Annotated in this window: 15 protein-coding genes and 2 tRNA genes; 6 read left to right on the top strand and 11 right to left on the bottom strand. The window is 72.1% G+C overall.

The window, feature by feature from the left end:
- Positions 1-9: 9 nt before the first annotated feature.
- Together AC54T1_RS05210 and AC54T1_RS05205 are read right to left on the bottom strand one after the other, a co-directional pair.
- Complete coding sequence (locus AC54T1_RS05210; protein ID WP_484344850.1) at positions 10-2,289, bottom strand: ATP-dependent DNA helicase RecG; 2,280 nt, start codon at positions 2,287-2,289, stop codon at positions 10-12.
- Positions 2,290-2,291: 2 nt separating this feature from the next.
- Positions 2,292-4,118: a DAK2 domain-containing protein gene (locus tag AC54T1_RS05205; RefSeq protein ID WP_496911293.1), complete on the bottom strand. Its 1,827-nt coding sequence runs from the start codon at positions 4,116-4,118 to the stop codon at positions 2,292-2,294.
- 263 nt (positions 4,119-4,381) lie between these two features.
- On the opposite strand from AC54T1_RS05205, the gene rpmB reads away from it, so the two are divergent.
- Both rpmB and AC54T1_RS05195 read left to right on the top strand, forming a co-directional pair.
- Entirely contained in the window at positions 4,382-4,573 is a 192-nt protein-coding gene (rpmB, locus tag AC54T1_RS05200) for a 50S ribosomal protein L28 (protein WP_198733004.1), read from the top strand.
- Positions 4,574-4,682: 109 nt separating this feature from the next.
- Positions 4,683-5,198 carry a GNAT family N-acetyltransferase gene (locus AC54T1_RS05195; protein ID WP_484344852.1) on the top strand — a complete coding sequence of 172 codons (516 nt, stop codon included), beginning with the start codon at positions 4,683-4,685 and terminating at the stop codon, positions 5,196-5,198.
- 29 nt (positions 5,199-5,227) lie between these two features.
- Here AC54T1_RS05195 and AC54T1_RS05190 read toward each other — a convergent pair whose 3' ends face one another.
- Positions 5,228-6,208: a thiamine-phosphate kinase gene (locus AC54T1_RS05190; RefSeq protein ID WP_496911292.1), complete on the bottom strand. Its 981-nt coding sequence runs from the start codon at positions 6,206-6,208 to the stop codon at positions 5,228-5,230.
- Positions 6,209-6,243: 35 nt separating this feature from the next.
- Between AC54T1_RS05190 and AC54T1_RS05185 the strand changes: the two genes are divergently transcribed.
- Positions 6,244-6,783: a DUF3515 family protein gene (locus AC54T1_RS05185; RefSeq protein WP_496911291.1), complete on the top strand. Its 540-nt coding sequence runs from the start codon at positions 6,244-6,246 to the stop codon at positions 6,781-6,783.
- Between the two features lie 57 nt (positions 6,784-6,840).
- Here AC54T1_RS05185 and AC54T1_RS05180 read toward each other — a convergent pair whose 3' ends face one another.
- Complete coding sequence (locus AC54T1_RS05180; protein ID WP_496911290.1) at positions 6,841-8,043, bottom strand: D-alanine--D-alanine ligase family protein; 1,203 nt, start codon at positions 8,041-8,043, stop codon at positions 6,841-6,843.
- Between the two features lie 61 nt (positions 8,044-8,104).
- Between AC54T1_RS05180 and AC54T1_RS05175 the strand changes: the two genes are divergently transcribed.
- Together AC54T1_RS05175 and AC54T1_RS05170 are read left to right on the top strand one after the other, a co-directional pair.
- On the top strand, positions 8,105-9,268 hold the full coding sequence (locus AC54T1_RS05175) for a trans-sulfuration enzyme family protein (protein ID WP_496911289.1): 1,164 nt from the start codon (positions 8,105-8,107) through the stop codon (positions 9,266-9,268).
- Positions 9,269-9,305: 37 nt separating this feature from the next.
- On the top strand, positions 9,306-10,022 hold the full coding sequence (locus AC54T1_RS05170) for an AMIN-like domain-containing (lipo)protein (protein ID WP_496911288.1): 717 nt from the start codon (positions 9,306-9,308) through the stop codon (positions 10,020-10,022).
- Positions 10,023-10,040: 18 nt separating this feature from the next.
- Here AC54T1_RS05170 and AC54T1_RS05165 read toward each other — a convergent pair whose 3' ends face one another.
- The 5 genes from AC54T1_RS05165 to leuC form a co-directional block, all read right to left on the bottom strand.
- On the bottom strand, positions 10,041-11,039 hold the full coding sequence (locus AC54T1_RS05165; RefSeq protein WP_484344858.1) for an NAD(P)H-dependent glycerol-3-phosphate dehydrogenase: 999 nt from the start codon (positions 11,037-11,039) through the stop codon (positions 10,041-10,043).
- A complete protein-coding gene (locus tag AC54T1_RS05160; protein ID WP_496911287.1) occupies positions 11,036-11,854 on the bottom strand; it encodes a lysophospholipid acyltransferase family protein in 819 nt (272 codons plus the stop codon). The genes AC54T1_RS05165 and AC54T1_RS05160 overlap by 4 nt, the downstream gene beginning before the upstream one ends.
- 80 nt (positions 11,855-11,934) lie before the next feature.
- Positions 11,935-13,251, bottom strand: coding sequence for a UDP-N-acetylglucosamine 1-carboxyvinyltransferase (murA, locus tag AC54T1_RS05155; protein WP_484344860.1), 1,317 nt, complete (start codon positions 13,249-13,251; stop codon positions 11,935-11,937).
- A 131-nt stretch (positions 13,252-13,382) separates the two neighbouring features.
- Positions 13,383-14,021, bottom strand: coding sequence for a 3-isopropylmalate dehydratase small subunit (leuD, locus tag AC54T1_RS05150; protein ID WP_484344861.1), 639 nt, complete (start codon positions 14,019-14,021; stop codon positions 13,383-13,385).
- Positions 14,022-14,059: 38 nt separating this feature from the next.
- Positions 14,060-15,499 (bottom strand): 3-isopropylmalate dehydratase large subunit, encoded by a 1,440-nt coding sequence (gene leuC, locus AC54T1_RS05145; protein ID WP_484344862.1) that lies wholly within the window; start codon positions 15,497-15,499, stop codon positions 14,060-14,062.
- A 111-nt stretch (positions 15,500-15,610) separates the two neighbouring features.
- Here leuC and AC54T1_RS05140 point away from each other — a divergent pair, with 111 nt between their 5' ends.
- A complete protein-coding gene (locus tag AC54T1_RS05140) occupies positions 15,611-16,330 on the top strand; it encodes an IclR family transcriptional regulator (protein ID WP_484344863.1) in 720 nt (239 codons plus the stop codon).
- A gap of 148 nt (positions 16,331-16,478) precedes the next feature.
- Here AC54T1_RS05140 and AC54T1_RS05135 read toward each other — a convergent pair.
- A tRNA-Glu gene (locus tag AC54T1_RS05135) sits at positions 16,479-16,551 on the bottom strand.
- A gap of 108 nt (positions 16,552-16,659) precedes the next feature.
- Positions 16,660-16,731, bottom strand: a tRNA-Gln gene (locus tag AC54T1_RS05130).
- Positions 16,732-16,803 lie beyond the last annotated feature (72 nt).

Raw genomic sequence — 16,803 nt, 5'->3', positions numbered from 1 at the left:
ACGGCCCGGTCAGGTCCGGTCCAGGAACTCCTCACGCCCGTCGTCGAGCCGCACGGCGATGGCCGCGCGCAGCGCCGGGTGCTCGGCGAGGTCCGGGTCGCTCGTGACGACCCTCGCGGCATCCTCGCGGGCCTGGGCGATGACGTCCGCGTCCTTGACGACCCGCAGGAACCGCAACGAGCTGGACCGGCCCGACTGGGCGGCGCCGAGCACGTCCCCCTCGCTCCGGAGCTCGAGGTCGGCCGCAGCGAGCTCGAACCCGTCGGTCGAGCCCGCGAGGACCGCCAACCGTGCTCCCGCGGGCGACCCCGGCGGCGCATGGGTCACGAGCAGGCAGATGCCCGCGTCCGCGCCCCGGCCCACCCGACCCCGCAGCTGGTGCAGCTGGGAGATGCCGAACCTGTCGGCGTCGAGGACGACCATCGCGGTCGCGCTCGGGACGTCGACGCCCACCTCGATGACCGTCGTCGAGACGAGGACATCGAGCTCGCCCGTGGTGAAGGCCGCCATCACCGCGTCCTTCTCGGCCGGAGGCAGCCGCCCGTGCAGCACACCGATCCGGACGCCGGCGAGCACCGGCTTCGCCCGGAGCTCCTCTGCGACCTCGAGCACCGCACGGAGCGGCGCACGGGTGTCGTCGTCGAGGTCGAGCTCTCCCTCAGGGCCCTCGTCCGGGTCCGGGTCCGCGTCGTCCGGTGAGATGCGCGCACAGACGACGTACGCCCGGCGGCCCGCGTCGACCTCCTCGCGCACCCGCGCCCAGGTGCGGTCCACCCACGCCTCGTTGCCCGCGGGGACGACGTGGGTGGTGATCCCGGCACGACCGGCCGGGATCTCCCGCAGGACGGACGTCTCGAGGTCGCCGAACACCGTCATGGCGACCGTCCTGGGAATAGGTGTGGCGGTCATCACGAGCAGGTGCGGGACGTGCTGCGCCTTCGCGCGCAGGGCGTCGCGCTGCTCGACGCCGAACCGGTGCTGCTCGTCCACCACGACGAGCCCGAGGTCGGCGAACTGCACGGTCGCGCTCAGCAGTGCGTGCGTCCCCACGACGATCCCCGCGGCACCGCTCGCGGCGTCGAGGAGGTTCTCCTTGCGAGCCCGCGCGCCCTGCGAGCCGGTGAGCAGCGCCACGCGTGTCCCGTGCCCCGCGCCACCGAGGAGCCCGCCCTGCGCGAGGTCCCCCAGGAGCGACCGCAGCGTCCTGGCGTGCTGAGCGGCGAGGACCTCGGTCGGCGCGAGGAGCGCGGCCTGTCCGCCGGCATCGACCACCTGCAGCATCGCCCGCAGCGCGACGACGGTCTTGCCCGAGCCGACCTCGCCCTGCAGGAGGCGCTGCATGGGCTGGGAGCGACCCAGCTCGCCCGCGATCTCGGCCCCCACCGCACGCTGCCCCTCGGTGAGGTCGAACGGCAGCCGCGCATCGAAGTCGCGCAGGATGCTCGGGGCGGCCCCGCTGGCACCCTCGGAGGGCTGCACCGGGCGTGGTACCGCCTCGAGCCGGGCGGCCCGGGAGCGCCGCCGGGCGAGCGCCGCCTGGAGCACGAAGGCTTCCTCGTACCGGAGCCGCTCCCGCCCGCGCTGCCACTGCGCCTCGTCCTGCGGGAGGTGGACGTCGAGGAGCGCCTGGTGCAGACCGACGAGCCCACGCCGGGCCAGGACGTCGTGCGGGACCGGATCGGGGACGTCAGCGGGCACCAACGGGTCGAGGACGGTGCGGACGCAGCGTTCGATCCGCCAGGTGGGCGCGGCCGAGCTCGCGGGGTAGAGCGGGATCGGGCGGCTCGCCTCGACGAGCGCCGACGCCTCGTCGTCAGCGTCGACACCGACGATGAGGTAGTCCGGGTGGGCGAGCTGCCGCTCGCCCCGGTAGTCGGAGACGACGCCCGTGAAGAGTCCTGTCCGGCCGGGGCGGATGCGGTCCTCGTGCACGCGCAGGACACCAGCGCGCTTCGCGAAGAACGTCAGGGCGAGGCGATGGGTGCCGTCGGAGACGACGGCCTGGAGCATGGCGCCGCCCCGGGACTGCATCTGGCGGACGGTGGCGGTCATCACCCGCGCGACCACCGTGACATGCTCGCCGACGACGAGGCCGGACATGTCGGTCATCCGCCCGGGCTCGCCGTAGCGACGGGGGTAGTGCCGCAGCAGCTCCCCCGTCGTCGTCAGTCCCAGCTTGGCGAGGGGCCCGGCCGTCCGGGCTCCGAGCACCTTGGTGAGCGGCTCGTCGAGCAGGGGCGCCGACGGGGCAGGATCGGCGACCGATGGCGGCACGGCGGCGAGGTCCATCGTCAGTCGATCCCCATGACGAGCGATGCGGACCGTCGGCCTGAGGCGAGGACGACGACGTCCATCCCGGGGCGCGCCCCCTGTGCGTACGCCGTGACGTCGGTCACGACGCGCGCGGGGACCAGCTCGCTCGCGAGCACCGTGAGGACCGGGTCCTCGTCGGCCGCGGCGGCTGCCAGCAGGTCGTCGAGCGATGCCCGGACGGCGACGACGTCGTCGCTCGGGACGCGCACGGCCCGGACGGCGGCCGCTGCCCCCTCGAGCGCCGCCAGCACCGCCGGTGCGTCCTCGGTGCTCTCCATCCCCGCCCAGGCGGCCATCGCCGCGACGACATGGAGGTCGCTCGTCGTGGGCGCGACCATGACGCCGTCGAGGTGACCCAGCGCGGCGACGTCCGGCGGCAGCGCCCCGGTGGCACTGTCCGCGAGCGGCGCGCCCGCCCGGGCGAGCTGCCGCGCGGCCTCCAGGGTCGCCGCGTCGGCCGGCAGCAGGACCACCCGCACCGCCCCCGTCTCGGTGGCACCCCGGACGAGGTCGTCGGCGGACACCGGGACGGACCCGCGCAGCACGACGACCGCACCTGCCCGGGCGAGGTCCGCGACCAGACCCGGCGACGCGGTGCACGCCACGACGCCCGTCGGCGCACGCTCACCCTCCGCCCGCTGCGCCACCTGGTGCGGCAGGCTGCGGACGACGATCTGGCGCTGGCTCCATCGCTGTGTGCGTCGCAGCACCGCGTGCGGGTCGTCCGTGTGCACGTGAACCTGCCAGGACCCGTCACCGCCGACGACGACGACGGAGTCACCGATCTCCTGGAGCTCGCACCGCAGCCGTTCGGCGACGTCGCGCGTCGAGCCGCAGGCGCCCGACCCGTCGGGCACCGTCGGAGGCCCCGTCCGCTCGGATGCGGGATCCTCGACGACGAGCATGACCTCGAACTCTCCGTCGACCCCTGTGTGGTCGTGGCGCTCGGGGACGGACCGCCAGGACCCGTCCTCGCCGTCGGGGCGATCCGGGTCGTCGCGATCCGGGTCGTCGGCCGGCGTCAGCGCGCCCGCGGGTGCGACCTGCAGTGTCTCCATGACGGCGATCGTGCCCGCGGCCACCGACACCCCGTCCCCCTGCGGGTCCTCCCGCCGGTGGGGCGCCCCGGTGCGCAGCGAGACGGAGAGCGCATCGAGCACGAGCACGAGCCCGTAGGCCCCGGCGTCGAGCACCCCGGCCGCGCGCAGCACGTCGAGGTCCTGCACGCTGCGTCCCAGCGCGGCGCGGGCTCCCTCCGTCGCACCCGCGACCAGGTCCTCGAGCGGTGCACCTGCGGGCGCGGCGGCCAGGACGTTCGCGGCGCCACGTGACGCGCCGTCCGCGGCCGACAGGATGGTGCCCTGCCGCGGCTGGCCGACGGCGTCGTACGCCTTGCGTGCCGCCAGGTCCAACGCTCGAGCGACGTCCTGCACCCCCGGCTCGGGGGCCGCGCCGCCTCCGGGCGCGCCAGCCTCGCCGATGCCCCTGGCAAACCCCCGCAGGTACTCGCTGAGGATCACACCTGAGTTGCCCCGAGCCCCCAGCAGTGCGCCGCTCGCCCAGGCGTGCAGCACCGCAACGACGGTCGCCCCGGCCGGCAGCCTCTCGACGGCCCGGGCACCCTCGCCGAGGGTGAGCGACATGTTGGTCCCTGTGTCGCGGTCGGCGACCGGGAAGACGTTCGCGCTGTCGATCACCGTGCGTGCGGACGTGACGAGCTCGAGGCTCCTGCGCGCCCACTCCCGCACGACCTGCGCGTCGAGCCGGGCGGCCCGTCCGAGGTCCTGGGTGGTGCGCTGGTCCACGTCTCATCCTCCTCACCCGGTCCGTGGTCGTGACGTCATAATGATGACCCGGGACAGTGTCCTGGCCGGCACCCACGAGGCAACTTGAGTCTGGAGCGCCGGATCCGTTACCCTATCGAGGTTGCCCGGATTCGTATCGGGGCAGTCGCGGACCGCTCTGCTACCCGTCGTCATGGCTCATCCATGGCTGGGCCAGCGTTTTCCGCTATCCACAGACCATTGAATTCGCCGCCTCGCGGCGTGCACGACGATCAGGAGAGACCGTGGCTGCCAACTGCGAAGTCTGCGCAAAGGGCCCGAGCTTCGGGCACAGCATCTCGCACTCGCACGTGCGCACGAAGCGCCGCTGGAACCCGAACATCCAGCGCGTTCGCGCAATCGTCAACGGTGCACCCAAGCGCCTCAACGTGTGCACCTCCTGCCTCAAGGCAGGCAAGGTCACGCGCAACGTCTGAGCACCAGCAGCACAGCTCTTCAGGAGCCCGTCGGACCTCGTCCGGCGGGCTCCGACGTTTTTGTCCGCTGCGCCTTGGTCGTCCACGCTCCTCGTGGCAGGCTAACCCTATGGACGACCACACCGACGACGTGACGATCCGCAGGGCCACCCCCGCCGACGCCGAGGTCGTCGCGCAGATCCACACCTCCTCGTGGCGGCAGGCGTACACCGGGATCATCCCCGACGAGTACCTCGGATCGATCTCCGTGCAGACGCGCACGAACCTCTGGACAGACATCCTCTCCGCCCGCGAGAACCTCACGTGGCTCGCACAGCTCAGTGGGCGGACGGTGGGCTTCGCGAGCATCGGACCCGCCCGTGACGAGGACGCCGAGCACGGCGACCTCGAGCTCCGCTACATCTACCTCGAGCCCGAGGCCTGGGGCCGGGGTGTCGCACGGCATCTCATGCGCGAGGCGCTCGCCGGTGTGCCGGACCACACTCCCCTGTCCCTGTGGGTGATCGCGGACAACGAACGCGCGCGGCACTTCTACCGCCGCCACGGCTTCGCGCCCGACGGCGTCGAGAAGCTCGAGGAGTACGCCGGGGAGAAGCTCACCGAGGTGCGCTACCGCCGCAGCTGAGCGGTCGCCTGCCAGCCGGACGGGCGGCCCTACCCGCCGAAGTGGTCCCACCCGGGGCTCGCGGTCACCTCCTGGCCCGCCACGGTCACGCCTCCTGCGCTGGTCGGGTCCGAGCGCTCGGTGACCCGACCGATCACCCGGAACCCCGCGGGCAGGGCGTTCCCCGGAGGGAACGTCGCGAGCAGCCCGTGGTCCTCACCGCCGCTGATGACGAGGTGCCACGGGTCGACGGCGAGCGCCCGAGCAGCCGCGGAGACAGCAGCGACGTCCGTCGACAGCGCCCCCTGGGGTCCGTGCAGGTCGATCGCCACATCGCTGCTTCGAGCGATCCGTCCGGCGTCCCGGAGGAGTCCGTCCGAGACGTCGAGCATCGCGGTCGCGCCGCACACCGCGGCATCGACCCCGGCGCCGACGGGCGGATCCGGGCGGAGGAAGGCCGCGACGAGCCCGGCGTCCACGTCCGGACGCCCAGCGGCGAGCAGCGCGAGGCCCGCGGCAGAGCGACCGAGCACCCCGCAGTGCGCCAGCACGTCCCCGTCTCTCGCTCCGGACCGGAGGACCGGAGCGCGGCCGTCGAGGTCGCCGTGCACGGTCACCGCGACGACGACCGAGGCACCACCCGACAGATCACCGCCCACCACGGACGCTCCGTGCTGCTGGCACGCAGCAGCGAGGCCGCGTGCCAGTCCGACGACCCACTCGACCTCGAGGTCACCGGGGACGACGAGCGACACCACGAGGGAGGACGCTCGCGCCCCCATGGCGGCGACGTCAGCGAGGTTCTGCACCGCCGCGCGCCACCCGACGTCGTACCCGGTGGACCAGGCGCGCCTGAAGTGCCGGTCCTCGACGAGGACGTCCGTCGAGACGACGAAGCGGCCGTCCGGCGCGCTGACCACGGCTGCGTCGTCGCCGGGACCCACGAGCGTCGACGGCACGGGAGGGAAGTGCGGGAGGATGCGCGCCAGCAGCTGCTCCTCGGAGAGCTGTCGGACGTGTTCGGGGGCCACGGCGCCACAGTACCGGGGAGCACTAGGATGACGTCATGCCCTCACGTCCCGCCGGCGGCGTCCGCCGGCCCCCGGCGCAGCTGTCCGGGCCTCCCGTACGGGCCCTCCGGAGACGCACGGCGGCGTTCGCCGCCGTGGCGGTGACGGTCCTCTCCGGGTGCACCCCGACGATCACCGTGCCCGCAGGACAGGATGCTGCCGACCCGCTGTGCGCGCGGGTGGTGCTCGCCGCACCGGCCGAGGTCGGTGGCCAGCCGAAGGTGCGGGCCTCCGGGCAGGCGACGGCGGCCTGGGGTGAGCCGGGCCGGGCGATCACGCTCACGTGCGGGGTGCAGCAGCCCTCCCCGACGAGCTCGGACTGCCAGTCGATCTCCCTCGATGCGTCGGACGCCGCGACCGCGGTCGACTGGATCACCACGCAGGACGAGAAGGGATGGACGTTCGTCACCTACGGACGCGACCCCGCGATCGCGGTGCAGGTGCCCGCGGCACTCTCCGGGAGCCAGCCCACCGCTGCTCTCGTCGACCTCGCCGCGGCGGTCACCGAGGTCGAGGCCACGCAGCGCTGCCGCTGATCCGCGCGCCCTGGGAGCACCCGTGCCGCCCCTCGTGGCAGCCGTACAGGTCCTGCGTCAGCGCAGGCCCGTCGGACGCGCGAGCGCGAGCTCGAGGAGCTCGGTGATGAGGTCCGCGTAGGCGAGCCCGGACTCCTGCCACATCCGCGGGTACATCGAGAACGGCGTGAAGCCAGGCATGGTGTTGATCTCGTTGACGACGACCGTTCCGTCGTCCGTGACGAAGACGTCGACGCGCGACAGCCCCTCAGCACCGACGGCCTCGAACGTCCGGACCGCGATGTCGCGCACCTGCGCCACGACGTCTGCGGGCAGGTCGGCGGGGCAGACGAGGTTGACGCTCGCCTCGTCGAGGTACTTCGCCTCGAAGTCGTAGAAGTCACGGTCGGCGCCCGTCACCTGGATCTCGCCGGGGAGTGAGGCGCGGGCACGCTCGCCGGGGCGGCCACCCAGCACGGCGCACTCGATCTCCCGCCCGACGACGGCGGCCTCGACGATGACCTTGGGGTCGTGCCGCTGCGCCTCACGCATGGCCGCTGGCAGGTCCTCGAGACGACTGACCTTCGAGATGCCGAGGCTCGAGCCGGCGCGTGCGGGCTTGACGAACACCGGCAGACCGAGGTGCGCGATCGACTGCGTCCACGCCTGCTCGTTGCCCTCCCACTGCTCTGCCGGCACCACCGTGAACGGGGCGATCGGCAGCGAGTGGCCAGCGAGCACGAGCTTCATGTAGTGCTTGTCCATGCTCACGGCCGAGGCGAGCACGCCTGCACCCACGTACGGCAGGTCCGCGAGCTCGAGCATCCCCTGGAGCGTGCCGTCCTCTCCGAACGGTCCGTGCAGCAGCGGGAACACGACGTCGACGTCGCCCACGACGCGAGGCGGTTCACCGGGCACGAGCACCCGCAGACCGCGCTGCCCGACGGCGAGCGGGAGCAGGGCCTCCTGGGGACCGGTCGCGACCTCGGGGAGGCGTCCGTCGCGGATCTCCCACTGGTCGGGGTCGTCCGGGACGAGGACCCACTGCCCGTCGGGCGTGATGCCCACGGGCACGACGTCGTACCTCTCCCGGTCGATCGCGCGCATGACCCCGGCTGCTGTCGCGCAGGAGATGACGTGCTCCCCGGAGCGCCCTCCGAAGAGCAGGACGACCCGGGTGCGACGCGGCTCGCGGGGCACGTCGGGTGCGACGGCTGCGTCCGGTCCGGTCGTCGGGGACTCGGGCGTGTGCGGGGGCTGGGGCTGGGGCTCGGTAGACATCAGGGGCGACTCTACCGGCGCCGGACATGCCCTGGTACAGGCGGGGCATAGGGTCGGACGCATGACCGACGTTCCTCCGCGCGCAGACACCTCCCTCCCGCAGCACGAGCCGGCACCCGCGACTCTCGCCGTCACGGCCGGCCGGCCGGCGCGCACGCAGGGGGCACCGGTGAACCCTCCTGTCGTGCTGTCCTCCACCTACGTCTCGGCCGGCGTACCCGCGCCCGGCGAGAGGCTCTACGCGCGGATGGACACCGAGACGTGGGGCCCGTTCGAGACGGCCGTCGCCGCGCTGGAGCGCGCGACCGAGCCAGGCATCGTGTTCGCGTCGGGCATGGCGGCGATCGCCGCTGTGCTGGCCCTCGTGCCCGACGGGGGCCGCGTGGTGCTCCCACGGCACTCGTACCAGGTCACGCTCGGCTTCGTCGACGACATGGCAGCCCGGCACGGCGTGACCGTCGTCCGCGTAGACATCGCAGACACCGCCGCGGTGATCGCCCAGCTCGACGCGACCGACCTGCTGTGGATCGAGTCGCCGACCAACCCCATGCTCGAGGTCGCGGACCTGCCGGTGCTCGTCGACGCGGCGCACCGGGCCGGCGCTCTCGTCGCGGTCGACAACACCTTCGCCACGCCCCTCGTCCAGCGCCCGCTCACCCACGGTGCGGACGTCGTCGTGCACTCGGTGACGAAGTATCTCGCCGGCCACTCGGACGTCGTCCTCGGGATCGCCGTGACGAGCTCCGCGCACCTCGCTGGACTCCTGCGCGCCCACCGCACGCTGCACGGTGCCATCGCCGGTCCGTGGGAGGTGTGGTTGGCCCTGCGTGGACTGCGGACCCTCGCGCTCCGGGTGGAGCGTGCCCAGGCCAATGCTGCCGAGCTGGCGCGCAGGCTCGCCGCGCATCCGGCCGTTGCCGAGGTGCGCCACCCGAGCCTGCCGCACGACCCCGGCCACGAGACCGCCCGACGCGTCATGGACGGATTCGGGGCGATCATCGGCCTCCGGCCGCAGGGCGGGATCGCGGCGGCCGACGGGGTCGTCGGGGCTCTACGGTTGTGGGTCCCCGCCACGAGCCTCGGCGGGGTCGAGTCCACGATCGAGCGACGCCGCAGGTTCGCCACCGAGTCGCCCACCGTCCCCGAGGACCTCCTGCGCATGAGCGTCGGCATCGAGGACGTCGACGACCTCTGGGCCGATCTCGAGCAGGCGCTGAGCAGATGACCCCGACGACGACCACAAGGAGCGCACGAGGATGACGATGAGCACAAGCAGCGACGCACGCCGCCGAGCAGGTCGCCCGGGACCGGGCGGACGGCCCGTGCCAGCGCGCGCGGCCGCTCTGGCACTCGTGGCCGGGCTCGCCCTCGCCGGCTGCACGAGCGACACCCCTCCGTCTCCCGCCACGCAGAGCCCGTCCGGGACGCCGTCGCCCTCCCCCTCGCCCACGGCCGACCCGCCCCCTGCGGAACCCTCCGCACCGGAGCCGTCCCCGCAGGACGGCGAGGACGAGCTGGGCGGCCTCCCCTTCCCTGCCGACACCAGCGCGGACACGGCTGAGGCCACCCCGGGCGCGCTGCTCACCGTCGTCGACGTCCGGACCGCGGGCCACGACGGCTTCGACCGTGTCGTCTACGAGATGGCCGGCACCGGCCTGCCCGGATGGACCGTCGAGTACGCCGACGAGGCGGTCCAGGCGGGTAGCGGGACCGTCCTCGACATCCCGGGCGACGGCACCCTCAGCGTGCTCATCACCGGCAGCGCCTACCCCATGGACAGCGGTGCGGAGCCGTTCGAGGCGAGCGGCCCGGTGTCCGCGGCAGACACGCAGGTCGTCACCGAGGTCCACGGCTGGGCGGTGTACGAGGGCGTCACGGACTCGAACATCGGCCTGACGACAGCCGGGCACCCGTTCCGCGTCCAGATGCTCGAGAACCCCGTACGCGTGGTCGTGGACGTCGCCCACAGCACCCTCTGACCGCGGCAGGTCCGGGTGTCAGACGCCCTCGGCCTTCTGCGGCCGGGCGAGCAGACCCCGGGCCATGCGCTCCACGGGCAGGCCCTCGTGGAGGACCGCGACGACTGCCTCGGTGATGGGCATCTCGACGCCCACGGAGCGGGCCAGAGCCAGGACGGACCGGCACGACTTCACGCCCTCGGCGGTTCCCCCGGTCGCGATGATCGCGTCGTCGAGCGACATGCCCTGGCCGATGTGCTTGCCGAGGGTGTGGTTGCGCGACGACGGTGAGGCGCACGTGGCCATGAGGTCGCCCATCCCCGCGAGGCCGGGGAAGGTCTCGGCATCGGCTCCCAGCTCCGCCCCGAGCCTCGCGATCTCCGCGAGGCCGCGGGTGATGACCGTCGCGGTCGTGTTGAACCCGAATCCCCGCCCCTGGGCCATGCCGACGGCCAGAGCGATGACGTTCTTCACGGCACCGCACAGCTCGACGCCCACGACGTCCGCGTTGGTGTAGGGACGGAAGTACCCGGAGGAGCAGGCCCGAGCGACGAGCGCCGCGGTCCTCGGGTCGGTGGACGACACCACCGTCGCCGTCGGCTGGCGCTGCGAGATCTCGCCGGCCAGGTTCGGTCCCGACACGACCGCGACGCGCCCCGGGTCGATGGCGAGCGCGTCGGCCACGACCTCGCTCATCCGACGGTCCGTGCTCAGCTCGACACCCTTCATGAGCGACACCGCCACCGCACCGGCGGGGACGAGGTCACGGAGCGGCTCGAGGATCGCCCGTGCACTCTGCGAGGGGATCGCGACGACGACGAGGTCGACGCCGGCGAGCGCCGCCCGCACGTCGGTCGTCGCGGACACCCCGTCCGGCAGGACCACGTCCGGGAGGTAGCGCACGTTGACGTGGCGCGTCGTGATGGCCTCGGCGACTGCGGCGTCCCGACCCCAGACGCGCACCGTGCACCCTGCGTCGGCGAGCACCTGCGCGAAGGTCGTGCCCCATGCACCGGCGCCCAGGACCGCTGCGATCACCGGACGTCCCCAGCGAGCGTGTCGCCCGGGTCGGGAGCCGCGCTCGTGCCACCTGTCGGGCCGGCAGCCCCGGGGGCCTTTCGCATGTCGTACCGGACCGCGGGCGCGCGCTCGCCACGCAGGTCCTCGAGCAGGCGGGTGATGGCGTCCATGATGCGTTCGGTGGCCTCACGCAGGACGGCGGAGTCCATCGGCCGGTCGTAGAGGTCGTCGAGGTCCACCGGCGGGCCGGCGACGATGTGCACCCGCTTGCGGGGGAAGGGGCGCAGACGCTTGGAGTACTGGCCGAGGATCTCCTGGGGGCCCCACTGCGCGATGGGGATGACCGGCGCCCGGCTGCTCAGGGCGAGGCGCGCAGCACCGGTCTTGCCCGTCATCGGCCACAGGTCGGGGTCACGTGTGAGCGTCCCCTCGGGGAACACCGCGACGCACTCCCCCGCACGCAGCTGCTCGACCGCCGCGGAGAGCGACGAGGCCGCTCCCGTCGTGTTGCGGTGCACGGGGATCATGCCCGTCTTGTCGAGCACCGTGCGCAGCACGGGGATCTTCCACAAGGACGCCTTGGCGAGGATGCGCGGCGCACGGGCCTCGTCGTAGAGGAAGTGCGCGAACGTCAGCGGATCGATGTTCGTCATGTGGTTGCTGGCGGCGATGAAGCCACCTGTGCGCGGCAGATTCTCGGTGCCGCGCCAGTCTCGCGTGCTCACGGCGAACAGGAACGGTTTGAGGAGCCCGGCGACGAGGCGGTAGGTGACGTTCTTGCCGTCGCCCGCCGGCTTCGCTCCCCCGGCAGGTGAGGTTCCCTGAGTTGTCACCGGGACAGGCTACCGCGAGCCGGGCGCATCCCCGACGTCCTCCGGCGGGCCGGAGGACGGGCGCGCCCGGCGGGAGAAGCTCAGCTCCGGCTGAACTCTGCGCCGAGGGCCCCGAGCTTGTCCATGAAGCTCTCGTACCCACGGTCGATGAGCTGGATCCCACGGACCGTCGAGGTGCCCTTGGCGGTGAGCGCTGCGATGAGGTGGCTGAAGCCACCGCGCAGGTCGGGGACCTCGATCTCCGCTGCGGCGAGCGGGGTCGGGCCGGACACGACGGCGGAGTGGTAGAAGTTGCGCTGTCCGAACCGGCAGGGCCGGCCTCCCAGGCACTCCTTGTACACCTGGATGTTCGCGCCCATCCCGCGCAGCGCGTCCGTGAACCCGAAGCGGTTCTCGTAGACCGTCTCGTGGACGATCGACAGCCCGGTGGCCTGCGTGAGCGCGACGACGAGCGGCTGCTGCCAGTCCGTCATGAAGCCCGGGTGCACATCCGTCTCCAGGACGATGGAACGCAGCTCACCGCCGGGGTGGAAGAAGCGGATGCCCTCGTCCTCCACCTCGAACTCTCCTCCGACCTTGCGGAAGGTGTTGAGGAACGCCGTCATCTCGGGCTGGGTGGCGCCCTTGACGAAGATGTCGCCCTGGGTGGCGAGCGCCGCCGAGGCCCAGGAGGCCGCCTCGATGCGGTCGCCGAGGGCGGTGTGCCGGTACCCCGATAGCCGCTCGACGCCCTCGATCCGGATGACCCGGTCGGTGTCGACCGAGATGATCGCGCCCATCTTCTGCAGGACGTTGATGAGGTCCATGATCTCGGGCTCGGTCGCCGCGTTGGACAGCTCGGTGATGCCCTCCGCGCGCACCGCGGTGAGCAGCAGCTGCTCCGTCGCACCGACGCTCGGGTACGGCAGGGTGATCTTCGTGCCGCGCAGCCCGTTGGGGGCCGCCAGGTAGATCCCCTGAGCACGCTTCTCCACGGTCGCACCGAACTGACGCAGGATGTCGAGGTGATAGTTGATCGGCCGGTCGCCGATGCGGCAGCCGCCCAGGTCCGGGATGAACGCCTCACCCAGGCGGTGCAGGAGCGGCCCGCAGAAGAGGATGGGGATCCGGCTCGATCCCGCGTGCGCGTCGATGTCTGCCACGTGGGCGGCCTCGACGTTGCTCGGGTCGAGCCGCAGCACCCCGGCGGGGACGTCGTAGTCGACCGTCACCCCGTGCAGCTCGAGGAGCCCGGACACGACGGCGACGTCGCGGATCTCCGGGACGTTCCGCAGCTCGCTCGGGCCGTCGCCGAGCAGCGAGGCGACCATCGCCTTGGAGACGAAGTTCTTGGCGCCGCGGACCGTGATGGTTCCGTTCAACGGGTTGCCGCCGTTGACATAGAGCAGATCATTCATGGGGCTATCGTCGCCTATCCATCGCGTGCGGACCTATTCCCCGCGTGCACGTGCACCGAGTCTTCACGTCCCAACACGAACGCGAGGCCACCTGTTCCCAGGTGACCTCGCGTCCTCAGGTGTCCGAGCCGTCAGGAGACGGGCCGTGCAGCCTCGATCTCGACGGGCGGGAGGTGCTTCGCCGGCAACGTCTTCGGGCGCCAGGACGCCCGCGTGGCCTCGAACTCGGTGATCTCTTCTTCGTGCTGAAGGGTCAGGCCGATGTCGTCCAGACCCTCCATGAGGCGCCAGCGCGTGTAGTCGTCGACCTGGAACGGCACGACGACGTCGTCGGCGGTCGCGGTGCGGTCGACGAGGTTCACGGTGATCTCGGTGCCCGGCCTCGTCTCGAGGATCTTGAGCAGCAGCTCGATGTCCTCCTGCGCGACCTGAGCGGCCAGGAGCCCCTGCTTGCCCGAGTTCCCCCGGAAGATGTCGGCGAAGCGCGCGGACAGGACGGCCTTGAACCCGTAGTCCTTGAGTGCCCAGACAGCGTGCTCGCGCGACGAGCCGGTGCCGAAGTCGGGACCGGCGACGAGCACCGAGCCGCGCGTGTAGGCGGGCTGGTTGAGGACGAACGACTCGTCACCGCGCCAGGCCGCGAACAGTGCGTCCTCGAATCCCGTGCGCGTGACGCGCTTGAGGTAGACCGCCGGGATGATCTGGTCGGTGTCGACGTTGCTGCGCCGCAGCGGGACGCCCACGCCGGTGTGCGTTGTGAACTTCTCCATGATGTGTGACTACTCCAGGAAGCGGTGGCGGTGGACGGTCAGGCGGTCTGCAGCGCGTCGGCGTCTGCCGCGTCCTGCGCGAGGTCGGCGGGCGACGAGAGCGTGCCGCGGATGGCGGTGGCCGCCGCGACGAGCGGCGAGACGAGGTGGGTCCGTCCGCCCTTGCCCTGACGGCCCTCGAAGTTGCGGTTCGACGTCGAGGCGCTGCGCTCGCCGGGAGCGAGCTGGTCGGGGTTCATGCCCAGACACATGGAGCAGCCGGCGTTGCGCCACTCCGCACCGAAGTCGAGGAAGACCTTGTCGAGCCCTTCGGCCTCGGCCTGCAGGCGCACGCGGGCCGAGCCCGGGACGACGAGCACGCGCAGCGAGTCGGCCTTCTTGCGGCCCTCGACGATCTCGGCGACCGCGCGCAGGTCCTCGATGCGACCGTTGGTGCACGAGCCGATGAAGACGGTGTCGATCGCGATGTCCCGCAGGGGGGTGCCGGGGTTGAGGCCCATGTACTCGATCGCACGCTCAGCCGTGACACGCTCGTTCTCGTCGGCGATCTCGGCGGGGACGGGGACGTTCGCGGAGAGCGGCAGCCCCTGCCCTGGGTTGGTGCCCCAGGTGACGAACGGCTCGAGGTCGTCCGCCTCGAGCACGACCTCGGCGTCGAACACCGCGTCGTCGTCGGAGCGCAGCGTGCGCCAGTACTCGACGGCAGCGTCCCAGTCCGCCCCCTCGGGCGCGTGCGGGCGGCCCTTGAGGTACTCGAACGTCGTCTCGTCCGGTGCGATCATGCCAGCGCGCGCGCCAGCCTCGATGGACATGTTGCAGATCGTCATGCGGCCCTCCATGGAGAGCCGGCGGATCGCCTCGCCGCGGTACTCGAGCACGTAGCCCTGCCCGCCGCCCGTCCCGATCTTGGCGATGACCGCGAGGATGATGTCCTTCGCGGTGCTGCCCTCGGGCAGCGCGCCGTTGACGGTGATCGCCATGGTCTTGAACGGCTGGAGCGGGAGCGTCTGGGTGGCGAGCACGTGCTCGACCTCGCTCGTCCCGATACCGAACGCGAGCGCACCGAAGGCGCCGTGGGTCGAGGTGTGGGAGTCGCCGCACACGACCGTGAGGCCGGGCATCGTCAGGCCGAGCTGCGGGCCGACGACGTGCACGATCCCCTGGTCGGCGTCGCCGAGCGAGTGGAGGCGCACGCCGAACTCCGCGGCGTTGTTGCGCAGGGTCTGGATCTGCGTGCGGCTCGTGAGGTCCGCGATCGGCCGGTCGATGTCGAGCGTCGGGGTGTTGTGGTCCTCCGTCGCGATCGTCAGGTCCGGACGACGGACGCCACGGCCCGCGAGGCGGAGTCCCTCGAACGCCTGCGGGCTCGTGACCTCGTGGACGAGGTGGAGGTCGATGTAGAGAAGATCGGGCGAGCCGTCACTACCCCTGCGCACGAGGTGCGCGTCCCAAACCTTCTCTGCCAGCGTGCCGGCCATCACTGTTCCTCTCGTACGCGTACACGTTCGCCCACCGATGCACGGGCGCTTCTCGGGTTACTTCCGGAGAGCCTACTTGCGTCTCAGCCTTCGAGACTGCAATATCGACCTATGGACAATTCTAGCGGAGTCGGAGTGCTGGACAAGGCAGCCTCCGTTTTGGGCGCTCTCGAGGCCGGCCCCGCCACCTTGGCACAGCTCGTCGCAGCTACCCACCTGGCTCGCCCGACGGCCCACCGCCTCGCGGTCGCGCTCGAGCACCACAGGCTCGTGACCCGGGACATGCAGGGCAGGTTCGTCCTCGGACCGCGCCTCAACGAGCTCGCGACCGCGGCCGGCGAGGACCGCCTGCTCGCCGCGGCGAACCCCGTGCTCACCGCGCTGCGCGACCACACGGGCGAGAGCGCGCAGCTGTACCGGCGCCAGGGCGACCAGCGCATCTGCGTCGCGGCGGCCGAGCGACCGGTGGGACTGCGCGACTCGATCCCCGTGGGCGCGACGCTCACCATGCACGCCGGGTCGGCGGCGCAGATCCTGCTCGCCTGGGAGGAGCCCGACCGCCTCCACCGCGGCCTGCAGGGCGCGAAGTTCACCGCGACGATCCTCTCGGGGGTCCGTCGCCGCGGCTGGGCCCAGTCGGTCTCCGAGCGCGAGGTGGGCGTCGCGTCCGTGTCGGCCCCCGTGCGCGGGCCCTCGGGTCGCATCGTGGCCGCCGTGTCCATCTCGGGACCGGTCGAGCGCCTGAGCCGCCAGCCCGGACGCCTGCACGCCGGGTCCGTCGTCGCTGCGGCGAACCGACTGACCGAGGTCCTGCGCCGCTCCGGCGAGTGACGTGACCCCCGGCTGACGCCGCGTGCTCCCCCGACGCCGGGTGGACCTCCAGGGGTCCACCCGGTTCGTCACGTTCCTCGGGGCGGAACGGGCGGCAGCGTCCGCCGGACGCAACAAAGGCCCGGTCAGATGACCGGGCCTTTCGCTGTACCCCCAACGGGATTTGAACCCGTGTTACCGCCGTGAGAGGGCGGCGTCCTAGGCCGCTAGACGATGGGGGCCTGTGGACCGAGCAGCCTTGCTTTCGCAGTGCTTCTCGACTTCCGAGTGAGAACTCTACCGCATCATTTCCGGTGGGCTGACCACCTGCGAAACGGAAGAACTCTGCGCTGGGGTACCAGGACTCGAACCTAGAATGACGGTACCAGAAACCGTTGTGTTGCCAATTACACCATACCCCATGGGGGTACCACCTCGACGGTGAGCCCACCCGGATCTCTGTCCGAGCGACGCTCCCCGAGGGGCGCTACCGA

It is taken from the genome of Sanguibacter sp. Z41_6, assembly GCF_059621145.1.
Note: the sequence above shows the minus strand (reverse complement) of the source record. Positions and strands in the feature narration are given on the sequence as shown.

Coding starts and splice junctions, on each gene's coding strand:
- leuC (WP_484344862.1), bottom strand. CDS start 15,499: ATGGCCGGCACGCTGGCAGAGAAGGTTTGGGACGCGCACCTCGTGCGC.
- AC54T1_RS05180 (WP_496911290.1), bottom strand. CDS start 8,043: ATGTCTACCGAGCCCCAGCCCCAGCCCCCGCACACGCCCGAGTCCCCG.
- AC54T1_RS05195 (WP_484344852.1), top strand. CDS start 4,683: ATGGACGACCACACCGACGACGTGACGATCCGCAGGGCCACCCCCGCC.
- AC54T1_RS05170 (WP_496911288.1), top strand. CDS start 9,306: ATGAGCACAAGCAGCGACGCACGCCGCCGAGCAGGTCGCCCGGGACCG.
- murA (WP_484344860.1), bottom strand. CDS start 13,251: ATGAATGATCTGCTCTATGTCAACGGCGGCAACCCGTTGAACGGAACC.
- leuD (WP_484344861.1), bottom strand. CDS start 14,021: ATGGAGAAGTTCACAACGCACACCGGCGTGGGCGTCCCGCTGCGGCGC.
- AC54T1_RS05210 (WP_484344850.1), bottom strand. CDS start 2,289: ATGGACCTCGCCGCCGTGCCGCCATCGGTCGCCGATCCTGCCCCGTCG.
- AC54T1_RS05175 (WP_496911289.1), top strand. CDS start 8,105: ATGACCGACGTTCCTCCGCGCGCAGACACCTCCCTCCCGCAGCACGAG.
- AC54T1_RS05140 (WP_484344863.1), top strand. CDS start 15,611: ATGGACAATTCTAGCGGAGTCGGAGTGCTGGACAAGGCAGCCTCCGTT.
- AC54T1_RS05185 (WP_496911291.1), top strand. CDS start 6,244: ATGCCCTCACGTCCCGCCGGCGGCGTCCGCCGGCCCCCGGCGCAGCTG.